Source organism: Evansella vedderi, assembly GCF_030813435.1.
In the GTDB taxonomy this organism is placed as follows: domain Bacteria; phylum Bacillota; class Bacilli; order Bacillales; family Salisediminibacteriaceae; genus Evansella; species Evansella vedderi.
In genome coordinates this window covers 264,939-280,729 of record NZ_JAUSUG010000004.1, presented here as the reverse complement: position 1 = coordinate 280,729, position 15,791 = coordinate 264,939, and the positions used below count along the sequence as shown (strand labels likewise).

The 15,791-nt window shown below is 38.7% G+C and carries 11 protein-coding genes and 2 rRNA genes; 9 read left to right on the top strand and 4 right to left on the bottom strand.

Going from position 1 to position 15,791, the window contains the following annotated elements; all coding sequences use genetic code 11:
- Window positions 1–94: ribosomal RNA gene (locus tag J2S74_RS07525) — 23S ribosomal RNA — on the top strand; the annotation flags it as partial.
- A gap of 180 nt (window positions 95–274) precedes the next feature.
- Window positions 275–390 (top strand): 5S ribosomal RNA (gene rrf, locus J2S74_RS07520).
- A gap of 428 nt (window positions 391–818) precedes the next feature.
- On the opposite strand, the gene J2S74_RS07515 is transcribed toward rrf, so the two are convergent.
- From J2S74_RS07515 to J2S74_RS07505, 3 genes are read right to left on the bottom strand one after another with little or no spacing between them, the layout of a single operon-like run.
- Window positions 819–1,682 carry an N-formylglutamate amidohydrolase gene (locus J2S74_RS07515; protein WP_307323720.1) on the bottom strand — a complete coding sequence of 288 codons (864 nt, stop codon included), beginning with the start codon at window positions 1,680–1,682 and terminating at the stop codon, window positions 819–821.
- Window positions 1,682–3,835, bottom strand: coding sequence for a M20/M25/M40 family metallo-hydrolase (locus J2S74_RS07510; RefSeq protein WP_307323718.1), 2,154 nt, complete (start codon window positions 3,833–3,835; stop codon window positions 1,682–1,684). The genes J2S74_RS07515 and J2S74_RS07510 overlap by 1 nt, the downstream gene beginning before the upstream one ends.
- Window positions 3,836–3,857: 22 nt before the next feature.
- Window positions 3,858–5,465, bottom strand: a complete 1,608-nt coding sequence (locus J2S74_RS07505; RefSeq protein ID WP_307323715.1) for a gamma-glutamyltransferase family protein — start codon at window positions 5,463–5,465, stop codon at window positions 3,858–3,860.
- A gap of 372 nt (window positions 5,466–5,837) precedes the next feature.
- Between J2S74_RS07505 and J2S74_RS07500 the strand changes: the two genes are divergently transcribed.
- The 7 genes from J2S74_RS07500 to J2S74_RS07470 all read left to right on the top strand — a co-directional run bounded on the left by J2S74_RS07500 (window position 5,838) and on the right by J2S74_RS07470 (window position 13,602).
- A complete protein-coding gene (locus J2S74_RS07500) occupies window positions 5,838–6,962 on the top strand; it encodes a trans-sulfuration enzyme family protein (protein WP_307323712.1) in 1,125 nt (374 codons plus the stop codon).
- A gap of 359 nt (window positions 6,963–7,321) precedes the next feature.
- Window positions 7,322–8,305, top strand: a complete 984-nt coding sequence (gene thiL / locus J2S74_RS07495) for a thiamine-phosphate kinase (RefSeq protein WP_307323710.1) — start codon at window positions 7,322–7,324, stop codon at window positions 8,303–8,305.
- Between the two features lie 15 nt (window positions 8,306–8,320).
- Entirely contained in the window at window positions 8,321–8,782 is a 462-nt protein-coding gene (gene tsaE / locus J2S74_RS07490; protein ID WP_307323708.1) for a tRNA (adenosine(37)-N6)-threonylcarbamoyltransferase complex ATPase subunit type 1 TsaE, read from the top strand.
- The gene (tsaB, locus tag J2S74_RS07485; protein ID WP_307323706.1) at window positions 8,779–9,480 is read left to right on the top strand and encodes a tRNA (adenosine(37)-N6)-threonylcarbamoyltransferase complex dimerization subunit type 1 TsaB; all 702 of its coding nucleotides are present in this window, start codon (window positions 8,779–8,781) and stop codon (window positions 9,478–9,480) included. Before tsaE ends, tsaB begins: the two co-directional genes overlap by 4 nt.
- Before the next feature lie 45 nt (window positions 9,481–9,525).
- The gene (gene rimI, locus J2S74_RS07480) at window positions 9,526–9,957 is read left to right on the top strand and encodes a ribosomal protein S18-alanine N-acetyltransferase (protein WP_307323704.1); all 432 of its coding nucleotides are present in this window, start codon (window positions 9,526–9,528) and stop codon (window positions 9,955–9,957) included.
- A 1-nt stretch (window position 9,958) separates the two neighbouring features.
- A complete protein-coding gene (gene tsaD / locus J2S74_RS07475; RefSeq protein WP_307323758.1) occupies window positions 9,959–10,963 on the top strand; it encodes a tRNA (adenosine(37)-N6)-threonylcarbamoyltransferase complex transferase subunit TsaD in 1,005 nt (334 codons plus the stop codon).
- A gap of 440 nt (window positions 10,964–11,403) precedes the next feature.
- Complete coding sequence (locus tag J2S74_RS07470) at window positions 11,404–13,602, top strand: hypothetical protein (protein ID WP_307323702.1); 2,199 nt, start codon at window positions 11,404–11,406, stop codon at window positions 13,600–13,602.
- Window positions 13,603–13,787: 185 nt separating this feature from the next.
- Here J2S74_RS07470 and J2S74_RS07465 read toward each other — a convergent pair whose 3' ends face one another.
- Window positions 13,788–15,722, bottom strand: coding sequence for an ABC-F family ATP-binding cassette domain-containing protein (locus J2S74_RS07465; protein WP_307323700.1), 1,935 nt, complete (start codon window positions 15,720–15,722; stop codon window positions 13,788–13,790).
- Window positions 15,723–15,791 lie beyond the last annotated feature (69 nt).

The following is a 15,791-nucleotide window of genomic DNA, read 5'->3' as shown; positions in this document are numbered from 1 at the left end:
AGATCCCTCAGAGATGATGAGGTTGATAGGTCTCATGTGGAAGCATGGCGACATGTGTAGCTGAGAGATACTAATCGATCGAGGGCTTAACCAAATAGCTTTTGGAGAATGTCGTTTACATTCGCAGCCAGTGAAGCTTTGACGCAAGGAAAAGCGGAACGCGCAAGAATGTGACATTCGGAAAAAGCGCAAACCCTTGTCTAAGTAACACCATAAATCAGGTAACCATTATCTAGTTTTGAGAGGATAAACTTTTGTTTTTCCAACTCAATAGTCCAGTGACGATGGCGGAGAGGTCACACCCGTTCCCATGCCGAACACGGTAGTTAAGCTCTCCAGCGCCGATGGTAGTTGGGGGTTTCCCCCTGTGAGAGTAGGACGTTGCTGGGCAGATAAAGACATTCTCAGATGAGAGTGTCTTTTTTTATATACTGAATTGTGTCTGAAATGTGAATACCGCGGGTAAAGTTCTATTTATGGCGGGTAACACCTTCGTATTAGAGGGTAAAAGCCTTCTAACGGCGGGTAAACAATCAAATACTGCGGGTAAAATTAAGGGATCTTTAATTAACCACGCCCACTCGGTGATACATACTAAATTAGCAAGCTATTTTTGCGTCTAAAATGTGAACATGGCAAGTAAATTGGTCTAAACGGACAGTAAATACAGCAAAGTAAGGAATTCCCCCCTAATAAACAACCTCGTCCTCATTACATTTACTTCAAATATCTATATAAAAACCAATAAAAAACTACGAACTCTAGCTCATAAGCATCCAGCCACCAGCGTTCGTAGTCCTCCATAATATTCATACCTGCTATGAAACTTTATTCCCCGGCTTATTTCCTTTTTCACCAAATAATAAATCGGAAAATACTTGGAGTAGTATATCCCTTATTTTTTCTAATCGTATAAGGTCCATTTCTGATGGTCTTAGTGAGGAAGGTATTTCCTTAGGTAAATAGAGGTTTCTGTTAATTTCTAGTTGAATCCATGGAATAATTCCTTTGGAACCATGATATTTAGTAATAAATCCACCAGCAAAAGGATCATTTATAGAAACTAAAGGTACCTCAGTATTTTGATTATTCCCAACAAATTCCTTAAAGTTCTTCTCTAATAAGAACTTTAATCTGTGCATCATTTCCGGAGGAGCAGTAAGTGGCTTATTTAAAAATTCTCCATTTACATTTCCTCTGTTACTGATACAAAATAACGGCCTTTTATCCCAACCACTCTGCCCTTTTACAGGGCCAACAGCAAGCATGGAGTGGCAGTCAATTCCAAGAACTATATTTGGATTATTTGTAGCCATTTCTAAAAGCTTATGATAAGTAAAGTGATATTTATTTAATAACTCTTCCACCTCTGCTAGGGGGAGTCCATCAGGGGTACTCCATACTCGTTTTCCTACAACAGAATGGGTTTTGACAACTCCGTCAGGATTGAAAGGGGGAAGGTCATTTCGCGATCTATTCATATCAACGACAATACGAGCTATGTCTGTATCAACGTATTCTTCTACACTGTTTTTAAAATTATAAAGCTCCCTAGTCCAAGTGTCACTGTCTAATAAAATTTCCTGTTTACTTAATAAGCATATGGTTCGAAGACCTGGAGGTATAGAAATCCCACCATGGGGAATGGAAATAACAATAGGTAGTTTTCTTCCATTAATCATTACGATTCCTGCTCCTTTAGGAACTGTGCAATGAGTAACGTTCTTTGTATCAGCTCTTGCCGGTGGATGGCTTCGTTTGGTGTGTATAGTCCTTTACTTGATGGAGCAAGGCCGCATAATACGGGTTTTCTCTTAGAAACTTCACCAGCAGCTGTTGATAGTAAACTAGATTCTACGCCAAAAGGGATATTCCAATCGTTGCTAATCTCTTTTAATTGCTTGATGATTGGATTATTCTTTTTTCGGATAAGGGGTGGTCTTTCTTCGATTTTTTCAACAAAGGATTTCATTCCTTGGGTGTTGCCTTTAAATGTTTCCCGTAATTGTACTTCTGCTTCATCAGCTAGAAGCTCATCGAGAAAGGTAATGACCACTGTAGCATGGACACGGTGAGGTAATAAAACACTATATCTTTCCGAATGAACGTCTTGTACAGCAACTGTTAATTTTTTGTCGGAGCTGCTAATTTCCTGAAGTTTCTCTGCTTGTTGGATAAAATAGGTTAGTACATCCACCTGTTTTTGATGTTTTCCTACTCGTAAAGGATCTCCTTCAACAGTAACACTATATTTTTTTGAACCCCTTCGTTGGTCAGATACTTTCCCTCCAAGGAATCCTGGTTGCATGACAATGACTTGACTCGCCTCTTGGGCCGCTTTCCGTAGTGTTGCACTACTGTAGCGCATTCCTCTTCCTTCGTCAGAGTAAAAGAAAATACCAATTTTTTTCTTAGGAAGTAATTTCTGCTCCTTTAAGGCATTTAATGCGCTTAATAGGGTAACTAGACCACCTCGGCTAGAGGCAACTCCTTCACCAAAGATCCACTCTTGTTCTGTACGGAAAGGTATTGGAAATCCTGTCCGTTCACCAGGAATATCAATGGGAAGAACGAACAACGCCCCATCTTTATATCCTGCCTTTGTTTCCCAGGTCCATGCAGAACGACCATTTGAAAATTCTTCAACTGCTCTTAAGCCAAGTTTTTTGCACCGGTCTTCCAGTCGTCTACGGACGGTGCTTAATCCTACAGGGTCTTCTGTTTTGCTAGATAAATTGGTCCATGTTTTTAAATCTGCTTCTATTTTGTCTCGATTTTGTGTAATCGCATGGAATAATTGAATGGATTCATTTATTTGTTCATCTCCTGTGTTATCTCCGAGAAAGTAAGGACCAAAATACCTTTCGCAAGTAATATCGATTAAACGGTTCATTAGATCTGTATAATTCAAACCACTTTTAGCTGCTGCAAAAACAAAGGAACCATCGGCTCCTAGACTTGCCATAGAGTTTACTTCTAGAATATAAGGGTTGCCTTCCTTGTCGATTCTAAAATCTACCCTAGCACTGTCATAACAACCAATTGCTTTGAAGGTATCGATAGCTAATTGTTGAATCTGTTTTGTTTGTTTCTCTGAAAGGGGGGCAGGGCAAACCTTCTCTACTGTTCTGCCACTTTTGTTTTTCTTGTCTTCATACGTATAGATTTGTTCCCCTTCACCGAACACTAGCTCAACTGGAGGCAATGCTTCCACAGGGTTATTTCCTAGTAGCCCAACATTTATTTCACGGCCCTCGATATATTCTTCAACTAATGTGGGGGAGTTAAAAGTATCATAAATCGTCTTAACACCCTCACGGAGTTCTTCTTCATTATGGACAATCTTAAGCCCGAAGGATACAGCTTCATCCTTTGGCTTAACAATTAATGGGTAGTTTAAATGATCTTGAACAGGAGAATCTGGCTTATCCATTACAGTAAACTTAGGGGTAGGAAGCCCCTTTTGTATTAAAATCATTTTCGTAACTACTTTATCAAGGGCCAAGGCATGTGTTTCAGGACCAGAGCCAACATAAGGTACGCCAAGCATTTCCAAGATTCCAGGAATATGCATATATCTTCCTTTTCCTTGAATTCCATAGCTTAAATTGAAAACTAATCCCGGTCGTTCTCCAGAGATGACAGAGGGCATAAATTCTTCCAGCTTCGCAATAATATTTTTATCCCCTTCAAAGGTTTTCACTTGATGGCCGCCTGCAACTAGTGCATCTTTAATATTTTTGATCGTTTCTAAACCGTATTTTTCCCGGTTTTGTGTACCAAATAAATTAATTACTGCTTGGCTTTCACGGTTATAAACAATAGCTATTTTCATATAACTTGCACCCCTCACTGTCTTATAATTTACTAGGACCTTTGGCCGTTCCATCTCTTCTAGGGTCAGCGACTCCGTAGAACGATTCACCTTTTTTTAGAGGAATTTGGATTCCTTGAACACACCCAAGGTAGAAGCTGTATGGCCCGCGGTTTTTCAATTTGAAACCAGTAGAATTTAACGCTTTAATTACCTCCTGATCATATCTCTTTTCTTCAATTTGTAATTCTCCCGTATCGGAGGAATGGAACCTTGGTGCTTCAATGGCACGATTCAGCCCTTCTTGTTTGTCAATTAGTCTTGTAATGACTTGAGCAAGGGAGGTAGAGATCCTCGCACTTCCAGGACTTCCTAGTAAATACCTTGGTGAGCCATTTTTAAATAATAGAACTGGGGCAACACTGCTCCACGGTTTTCCACCAGGTAACAAATAATAAGGATGAGTCATATTTTTATATTCAAAGGCACTCATGTAATTGTTATAGAAGAAACCAAGGCCATCCGCCATTGTTTTACTGCCGAATACCAGTTCAATGGATTGGGTAATACCAACAGCATTTCCGTCCTTATCTACCACCGATAAATGGGTAGTTTCACCTGAGTGAGGTGGTGGGGGATAATAATCCCCTAAGGCATAGGCACAAATGTCATAAATTCGATTTGTAAGCTCTCGAGCATAGCCTTTGTCTGACATCATCTGATTAACCGATTGTAAAAAATAATCTGGGTGTATCGGAACACGCTGCCGATTGATTAAGGCAAATCGAAACGCTAAAGCGTATATAACCGCTCCAACGGAATCCTCTGGATTAAGTAGTTCGGGAGGAAATCCTTCTAAAGTGTTTAGAATTTGTATTAGCACTCTGCCAGCGCCTGGTGGGGGAAAAGTATAGACATCATATCCCCTATACGTATTAGAAAGTACTTCCCTCTCCACTGGAGCAGGTATTTGACATAAATCAGCTGCGCTAATGAGTCCCCCTCTGTTCTTCATATCTTCAATTATTTTCATCCCTATGCTGCCTATATAAAAGTCCTGCCAGCCTGCTTCGGACATGGTTTTTAAGCATTGGGCTAATTCCGGTTGTTTAATGACCTTACCCGTCCGTTTAGGTTCATTATTTTCGAAGAAGTTCTTAACGATTGTTGGATCTTTCCGTAAATGCTCTGCTTCTTTCTTCATTAACCGGTGAATTAATGGTGTCACCACAAAGCCACTTTCTGCTGTCGTAATGGAGGGCTCTACCACATCTGCAAAGGACAATTTCCCGTATTTTTCTTGCATATAACCAAGAGTAGCCGGAGTGGATGGAACAGTGCTAGACTTTAACCCTAATTTAATAGGTTTATCCGGTGTTTTCATTGGCTGTATATTAAAGGGGGCACGGGAAGAGCCATCTAGGACAAAAACTCGATTTTCCTTCTTTAAATATAATAGGGCCATAGATTGGCCGCCAAGACCGGACGCTTGTGGTTCCGTCACACCTAAGCAGAGGGCCGCTGCAACAGCTGCATCTACTGCATTACCACCCATTTCAAGCATCTTCACGCCAGCTTCCGTTGCGTAGCTGGAAGCTGTTGAAACCATTCCATAATTACTATGTGCAGATGAAATTTCTTTTCTTTTCATGAATGCACTCCATTCTTTTATAAGATAAAATCGAATTATAATTTAATAAGGCTACAGTGAAAGTAGCAACGCTGTGTTGTTGTTTGTTACTCTCGAAGGAGTGAAAGGCGGCGACTCCATCGGAAAGCGTCCGCCTGTAACGGATTCGAGAGACATGATTAATGCCATTTTTATTCTCCACGGTGCAAATTTTTAAATTAGCATGGAGGTCTTTGTTAGTCTTTCATGAAGGGTTTTGATATTGTTTTGAATATTTTACCACACCGTTGAGAATTTGATCATAAGTTTTTCGCACGTGGAAGGTTTTAATGTATAATGTTTGATAAGTAAGAAAATTGACTGTTAGTTGAATGAAGGGTGAGGGGTATTAGTATGCGATTTGAGACAAAAAATGTTCATTTTCAGGACAAGCTGGAAACAGGTGAAATGAGTAAAACGAAGCCTATTTATCAAACATCTGCCTTTTCGTTTAAAGATCTAGAAGATATGGAGAACTTTTTCCAAGGGAAAAAGTCTTATTTATATACTCGAGTAGGCAATCCAAATACGGATGATCTAGGTAAAGGGGTAGCAGATTTAGAAGGGGCAGAGAATGGGGTAGCTTCCTCTTCCGGTATTTCGGCCATTTTAGCTGGAGTTCTGGCTGTTGCAAAAGCTGGAGATCATATTGTAGCAACAGAGGATCTATACGGAGGAACGTATCAACTAATGGCCCGTGAGCTAACGGATTTTGGTATTGATGTTAGCTTTGTGGATTTTACGAAAAAAGAAGAGATTGAAGGGGCAATTCAATCTAATACGGTATTAATATATTCCGAATCGATTACAAATCCATCCTTGCGAGTGGAGAATATAGATCAAATGGTAGAACTATCAAAAAAATATAACTTAAAAACAATGATTGATAATACCTTTGCCACTCCATATTTAATTAGACCCCATGAATTAGGAGCAGACCTTGTGGTTCATAGTGCTACTAAATATATCGGGGGTCACAGTGACTTATCTGCAGGGGTGGTGACTGGAAATGGAGCTTTAATTAAAAAAGTCCGCTCCAAAATTGCCAATTTAGGAAGTAACCTCGGCCCCTTTGACGGATGGCTTGGTTGTCGTGGTTTAAAAACATTAAGTTTACGGATGGAAAGACAATGCAGTAATGCACAATTTCTAGCAGAGTCTTTAACTGATCATCCAAATATTAAAAAAGTTTACTATCCAACTAATGTTTCTGAACGCGGTAATGGAGCAATTGTTACCATTGATTTAGCTGATCATGTAGATGTACACCAATTTTTTAGACAGTTGGGCTGGATAAAGGTTGTTCCTACATTAGCAGGTGTAGAAACGTCTGTCACGCACCCTGTCGGTACATCCCACCGTCCAGTACCCGAAGACTTAAGGGAAAAACTGGGAGTATCCTTTTCCATGGTCCGAATCTCCGTCGGCATAGAAGACAAACACGACATCCTAGAAGAATTCCACAAAGCATTAAAGTAAAGACTCTGTTAAATGCCATTATTAAATTATAACTAAACTTTATTTTTGAAGAATTCGCGAGACTCCTGTGGAATAACGAGCCAGACGAGACCCCGGAGAGCGTAATTCTTCAAAAATAACATTCAAGCTATAGCAGAGTGAAATAAAAATTTAAATAAACGTTTGTTTAAAATTTATAACAAAGGGTGTTTCGAAGGGGCTTATGGCATCTTTCGGCACCCTTTCTGTGTTTTTACACCCCTTTCTTTGATATAATGAAAAACGGTAAAAAGACAATATAACGGAATCTCCTTTTAGATAATGTAAATAAAGGGAAAACCTATTACTAATAGCCCGTGAAAAAATAAGAGGGTGAGTATATGAATAAAGAAATAGAATGGATCCGCAGTATCACTCCTACTAAAAGGCATCAATCTTCCTTAAAGGTTGGAATAGGGGACGATGCTGCAATATATAGTGATGATGAAACAAAAGAAACAGTTATCGCAGTGGATACAATGGTAGAAGGGGTTCATTTTACAAAGGACACAATGCCATTAAAAGCTATAGGACATAAGGCATTAGCTGTAAATATAAGCGACCTTGCTGCAATGGGAGCTGTTCCTCTTTACTACTTAGTATCCATTGCAATACCTAAATCAGGCTGGCTTACAGAAGATTTAAATGAGATATATGCTGGAATGAAAACTTTAGCAGACCATTGGGAAATGGATTTAATTGGAGGAGATACGGTTTCTATCGATAGGAACTTGGTTATAACTGTTACTGCACTAGGTAAGGTGGAACAGGGAAAAAGGCTTCTCCGCTCCAATGCATCACCAGAAGATGTAGTATTTGTTACTGGGCCATTGGGACATTCGGCCCTTGGATTGGAACACCTTTTGAAAAATAGCCACAAGAATATAGATGACCCGGAACTTCTGCCATATATAAAAGCACACCAATGGCCGGTACCCCAAGTAAAAGCGGGACGAATCTTAGCAGAAACGGATTTTAAGGTTGCCCTTAATGATATTAGTGATGGCCTTGCAAGTGAAGCAAAAGAAATTGCCGATGCCAGCAATGTTTCTGTTGAAATTGTTTGGGATAATATCCCTAAGACTCCCTTTATTAAAAAAGCCCCAATACATAAACAGGAAGAATGGATCTTATATGGGGGAGAGGATTTTCAACTGATAGGTACCATAAGCAAAGTCGAATGGCCAAAACTTAAACAGTTGTTTAAAGAAAACGCATTATCTATACATAATATTGGATCTATTACATCAGGTAAAGGGGAAGTAAAATTAGTTAGGGACAATGAAACGATAGTTTTAACGAAAACAGGGTATCATCATTTATAATCGGAGGATTTATCAATGGAAGGAACATGGGAATATATATCGAACTCCCCAAGTGAAACGCAATTACTTGCTGAAAAAATAGCTAATTTTTTAAGGCAAGGAGATCTTCTGACATTGGAAGGTGATCTTGGAGCAGGTAAAACGAGTTTTTCAAAGGGGATTGCAAAGGGGTTGGGGGTTAAGGGAAATGTAAACAGCCCCACATTTACCATTATAAAAGAGTATATGGGAAGGCTTCCTTTTTATCATATGGATGCCTATCGCCTAGAAGATGACTCAGAGGATTTAGGATTAGAGGAATATTTTGAAGGAGATGGAGTGACCGTTGTGGAATGGCCAAGCATGATTGAAGATCAACTCCCTCCTCATCGACTGGATATAACTATCAAACATCTGGGGGAAACCTCAAGATCATTTACATTTAAAGCGTTAGGGGAACACTACAATTCCATATGTAAGGAGATATTTGATCGATGAATGGGTTAGCTATAGATACCTCTACTTATGTCTTGGGAGTAGCTGTAATAAAAGATGGAGAGGTTGCGGGAGAAATAATAACTAATATTAAGAAGAATCATTCCGTTAGGTTAATGACGGCAATTCGTACATTATTAGAGGAAGTAGAAATAAAACCGCAAGACCTGGATAAGATTATTGTAACGGAAGGACCTGGCTCCTACACAGGTGTACGGATTGGGGTTACAACTGGAAAAACACTTGCATGGTCATTAAAGATACCTATTGTAGGTGTATCCAGTTTGGAGGTACTTGCACAAAACGGATACTATTTTGATGGGTTTATCTCTCCCTTTATTGATGCAAGGAGGGGCCAGGTATACACAGGTTTATATGGAATGGAAAATGGTGTTTTCAAGAATATAAAGGAAGATCGTATCGTTCTACATAAGGACTGGCTAGAGGAATTGAAGTCTTCTGGGAAGCAAGTTTTGTTTTTAAGTACTGATATGGATAAGCACAAACAGGAAATAAAAGAGATTTTAGGGTATAAAGCTCAGTTTCCTTTCATTACTGGTAACTTACTTCGACCAAGTGAACTTGCCAGGCTAGGAATGAAGAAGGAGACGGAGGTGAAGGATATACATACTTTCACCCCTAATTATATAAGACTTGCAGAAGCTGAGGCTAAATGGTTAGCTAATCAAAAAGATCAATAGAAGAATATAGGTGAAAATATGGGGGAAGAGGTCCAAATTAGATTCATGAATAAAGATGACATAGATCAGGTGATGGAGGTAGAGCAGGATTCCTTTACCACACCTTGGAGCAGGGGAGCATTCATTAATGAATTAACAACAAATCAATTTGCCTACTATCTTGTAGCTGAAATAGATAAAAGAATTGTTGGTTACATTGGAGTATGGATTATTATTGATGAAGCTCATATTACAAATATTGCCGTCCATTCTGATTTTAGAAGAAGGGGCATTGGTGAGATGCTTCTGGACGGTGCGATGGAGCTTGCGAAAACGTTGGGGGCTAAAAAGCTCACATTGGAAGTCCGTGTTTCTAATACAGTAGCCCAAAATATGTATAGAAAAAAAGGTTTTCAACAGGGTGGCATTCGGAAAAAATATTATACAGACAATCAAGAAGATGCTCAAATAATGTGGGTGATGGTAAATGACAAATAATATGAACTTGATTATTTTAGGAATAGAAACAAGCTGCGATGAAACAGCAGTAGCTGTTGTGAAAAATGGCAGAGAAATTTTAAGTAATGTTGTATCTTCTCAAATTGAGAGTCATAAACGTTTTGGAGGGGTCGTACCGGAAATAGCCTCGCGACATCATGTGGAACAGATGACATATATATTAGAAGAAGCAATGGCTGAAGCAGAAGTGAATTTTGAAGATATAGATGCCATAGCTGTAACAGAAGGACCTGGACTTGTTGGGGCACTTCTTATAGGCGTTAACGCAGCCAAGGCTTTAGCATTTGCTCATAATAAGCCATTAGTTGGAGTGCATCATATAGCAGGGCATATTTATGCGAATCATATCATAGAGGAGCTTACCTTTCCTTTACTAACCCTTGTTGTCTCCGGGGGACATACGGAGCTCGTTTATATGGAGGAACATGGGTCCTTTCAAGTTATTGGAGAAACAAGGGATGATGCTGTAGGGGAAGCGTATGATAAGGTCGCTAGAACGTTAGGCCTGCCGTACCCAGGTGGTCCACATGTGGATAAGTTAGCACACGAAGGGGAAGCAAACATTGAACTTCCGAGGGCCTGGTTAGAGCCCGATTCCTTTGATTTTAGCTTTAGCGGTCTAAAATCAGCGGTAATTAATACGCTCCATAATGCAAAGCAAAAGGGACAAGAGCTCCCAATTGAAAACGTAGCAGCAAGCTTTCAGGAGAGCGTCATTGATGTGTTAGTAACGAAAACCATGAGGGCTGTGGAGGAAAAACAAGTAAACCGCCTTTTACTTGCAGGAGGAGTTGCGGCAAATAAAGGACTTAGGGAAAGATTGACCGCGGAATGCGAAAGGAAGGGGATTAAATTAACGATACCTCCCTTGTCCCTTTGTACAGACAATGCCGCTATGATTGCATCAGCAGGAACAATCATGTATAAAGCAGGAAAACGCTCCGGGGATCGATTAAATGGAGAACCAGGATTAGTTTTAAAATAGGCATAACATTGTTATTGTTGTTCTTCTTAAAGCTTGGAGAAGCGGAAAGCGTCAGCCTGCAGCGAAACCAAGCTATATTATATTCGCTTAAAAAACAATTTTTAGTAGTAAGATGATCCCGACTTGTCCACAATAGGATAAGAGGGATTTTTCTTTCCACATGTGGATAAAAAATGAATGATATTATAATTTTTTAAAAGATTCTGTCGAATAAAGGGGAATGTATGATCCTGTTAATAACATTTTATCCACAATATGTGGATAATGGGGATAAAGTTGTGGAATGTTATTATGTTGGGATTTTAATTGTTAACAGTAGGACTGTGTATAACTAAGGTGTTTTGTGAATAACTATAAAAAAGACTAATTTACAAAGGTTTAGGCTGTGGATAATAATGTGGATTATGTGGATATGTCAGAAAATATACACACTTTTCTCAATGAAAAGATTAAAGGTTACATTATTAATATTATTTTTAGTACATAGTATCGTTTTTCTTCCATCTGCAAGAGAAGTAAAAGGAATAGACATGGAACAAGATCCTGTGGATAAGCACGTTATTGTATTGTTGGTGCCAGGACTTTCCTTTGAAGAATTGGATATGATTACGGAACAAACTAACTATCCATATATGTGGAAAAAAGGGGCTTATGGTGCTGTTAATTTAAGACCGGATGGAAACTATTCCTACTTAAATAATGCCGTATCCATTGGAACGGGGAAGCGTGCATTAGGTATAAGTGATTGGAATGCTTATAATAAGGATGAAAAAGTAAATGACACCACTGTGGATAACTTAATGCTGCAATGGTACGGAACTCTTCCTGTCGCTTCTGTTCTTCATCCACATGTGAATTTATTGATTAACAAAAATTTAAAAAGCAGCTTCCAACCTGTAGTAGGCTGGTTTGGAGAAAGCCTGCAAGAAAAAGGTGTTTTTACCTATGTGATGGGAAATTCTGATACAAGGGATGAAAAAGTTCGTTATGCATCCCTTCTCACCATGGACAGAAAAGGGGAGGCAAATGGTGACTTACAAAAGGGAGTTGTGGATAATATCTATGCCCCTAGTGGAATGTCAATGGAACCAAGTCTTATAAAAGAGAATATAAAACATATCCACAGCCAAAATGATAAAACGTTTGTGGTTGTGGAGTGGGGAGATTTTTATCGACTTTTTCAAGAAGAGCCCAATATGTTGAATGATCATTTTCAAAAGGTTTATAAGGATACATTTCAGAGATTGGAAGAAACCATTTACCAGCTATTATCTGAAACGGGGGGGGAAATTTGGCTCCTTTCACCTGCTGTGAATAGTGTTGCCTATAAAAACAAAAATCAGCTAGGTCCCCTATGGGTTTGGCACGAAAATAGAGATGAAAAGGGCCTGTTATATTCAGAAACGACAAGACGTTACTCTTTACTAAGTAATACAGACATAGCTATAACATGGGATAATATATTTTTGGGGCCTAGCGAAAACAGAAATTATACTGTGGGCTATCCCATAAAGTACTTAGATGACGAAAGTATTGTAGACCAATGGTCATTAACGGGTTTCCAACAACGAATAAAGGAAATTACCTATGTGTTTGATAAAAGGGGAGCTGTTTTATCTAGCTATGTTTCTAGCTTAGTCGTCATGCTTATTGTTGTATCCTTAATGATTTGGCTTTTAAAGGACTCTAGAAAATGGAAAAAAGTAGCCCAAATTCTTTTGCTAAGCGGGATTCTTTCTCCTTTGTTATTTTTAATTACAAGTCCGTGGATTAATGCCATTTCTCCATTTTTGTACGTTGCTGCTATTTTCCTCGGAAGCTTAGGGCTTGCAGCCTTATTAAAGGTATCTTTCCGTCAGAGTTACAGTATTGCTTGTTTTCTCTTCTTTTCCGCATTGACAGTGGATATAATTACAGGATCCTATTTCATTCAACGTTCTTTTCTAAGTTATGATCCTGTAATTGGGGCGAGATATTATGGTATAGGTAATGAGTTCGCTGGAATATATCTTGTATCTGGACTATTGATGATTGCCCCACTGTTAAAAGAAGAAGGGAAGACATTAACTAAGTGGTTACAATTATTTGTTGTAATAATGGGAATGATCCTCGTATTAGGCTTAGCATCTTTAGGAGCGAATGCGGGGGCTAGCATCTCCGCTAGTATTATTATGATATATATTAGCATTCAATTATTATTAAAAGATGCAAAGTGGCGAGTGAAGTTTATAATTGCAGCTGGTATACCTTTATTAATGTTGGGTTTTCTTTATATTTTACAAATGGCACAGCCATCTAGCCATATTTTCACAGCCTTTCAAAAGCTGTTTTCTGGGGATTTTGTTACTATATGGCAAACTATCGAGCGAAAAATACAAATGAATTGGAAAATATTCAAAATTTCCTATTGGACACAATTGTTTGTTACGAGTTATTTTTTTATAGGGATAGTGTTGTGGAGAAGACAAAGGGAACAGCTCCACTCTTCGCAGCTCTTTCTTATTAATTGCTGTATCATTGGTTCTTTGGCTTTGCTAGTGTTAAATGATTCTGGAATAGTAGCAGCGGCTACCTCTATGTTTATTACTTTAAGTGTGTGTTATGGATGGTCAATTGAAGGGGAAGGGAAGAAGGTATAAAAGGATGACTCAAACTCCCATGTCTTTACAGACACCAAGATAAATGAAAACTATTTTTGCTGTGCTAAATTTGGAAGTTGATTTACGCTTCAATCAACTTCGTTTGAAAATTAGCAATGTATTAAAACATGGTTTTCGTATAAAGGTATGTTTAAAACCTTTTGAGTCATCCCTCGAATTATTTATTAATTTTCTTGAAGGGTCTCCCATTGTTCTAGCCATTCATCAATTTTTTCCTTTGATTTTTCAATAGATTCCGTTAGCTCTAAAGATTTTTCATGATCCTGGTAAACTTCAGGGTCACAAAGTTTTTCTTCCCATGAAGAGATGTTCATTTCTTCCTGTTCTATATTTTTCTCCAGTTCTTCTATTTGTCTTTGCCGCTGTCTTTCCCGTTTCTTTAATTCCTTATCCCGTTCATAATCATTTTTTGTCTGAGGAGTGCTGGATGAGTTGGTTTCTGTTTTTTTGCCCTTTAAGGCAGCTTTTTCAGCCTCAAGCTTTTTCCATTCCTCTTGTTCTAGCTTTTTAGCTACGTAATAATCATAATCCCCTAAATAATTGGTTGCTTTATTAGAGGAGAGTTCCACCACTCGAGTGGCCATTCTATTTACAAAATAACGGTCATGGGAGACAAATAGCAGCGTTCCTGGATACTCTATTAATGCCGACTCCAATACCTCTTTACTGTCGATGTCCAAATGGTTTGTTGGCTCATCAAGAATAAGTAAATTTGCTTTTTTCATCATTAATTTAGCTAGTGCCAGTCGAGCTTTTTCTCCACCGCTAAGATCGGCAACTATTTTTAAGACATCATCTCCGCTAAAAAGGAAGTTTCCAAGCACGGTGCGAATATCCTTTTCTAACGTTTGTGGATAATCGTCCCATAGCTCTTGTAATACCGTTTTATTGGACGTTAGTTCCGTTTGTTCTTGATCATAATAACCAATGGAAACGTTACTTCCGTACTCAATAGTTCCTTCAATAGGCTTTAGTTTCTTTGAAATGGCTTTAATGAGAGTGGACTTGCCAATACCATTAGGACCTATTAAAGCAACACTCTCTCCACGAGTGAGCTTTAAATTGATATTTTCAAATAGTTTGCCCCCATCATAGCCAACGGCCAAATCATTTACTTGAAGAACATCATTTCCACTTTGCCTCTCAATTTCGAATCGAAAGTTAGTAGAGGAATCATCATCCTTTGGACGAGATAATAATTCCATTTTCTCCAATTGCTTTCTCCTGCTTTTAGCACGATTGGTCGTGGAGGCACGGGCAATGTTCCGCTGAACAAAGTCCTCTAAGCGTTTGATCTCATCCTGCTGTTTTTCAAACTGCTTCATCTCAAGTTCAAGGCGTTTTGCCTTTTCTTCTAAATACTTGCTATAGTTTCCGGTATATTTCCACGTTTTATTGAAGGTCAATTCATACACTTGGTTAACAATCTTATCTAGAAAATACCTATCGTGAGAAACAACGAGTATGGCTCCATCATAAGAAGACAAATATTGTTCCAACCAGGTGAGTGTATCAATATCCAGGTGGTTCGTTGGCTCGTCCAAGATGAGCAAATCCGGTTTTGATAATAATAGTTTACCTAGGGCTAAACGAGTTTTTTGACCACCACTTAAGGAGCTGACCTTTGTGTCGTAATCAAAATTTGCGAAGTTTAGTCCAGAGAGGATACTGCGGATATCTGCTTCATATTGGTAACCACCTTGATCTTTAAAATCCTGCTGCAACTGATCATAATCGTGGAGTATTTTTTCATAGTTAGTGTTGTTAGGATTACTCATTTGTTCTTCTAATTTACGAAGCCTTTGCTCTAGTTTTTTCAAATGGTCAAAAACAGTATTCATTTCATCCCAAATAGACAATTCAGTTGATAAACCACTATCTTGGGCAAGATAACCTATCGTAACATCCTTTGGTATGATTAAATCTCCAGTGTCATAAGAAAGCTCTCCTGCAATAATTTTTAAGAGAGTTGATTTTCCAGCACCATTTCGGCCCACTAAAGCAATACGATCTCTGCTTTGCACCTCAAGCTTGACATTAGAAAGAATTTTATCAGCACCAAAGGATTTGGACAATTGCACACATTGTAATAAAATCATAATTGTTCATCCTCACTGTCAAATCCTGACGTCTTCATCCCTTTAGTTTACATGACATTCACCCCATCT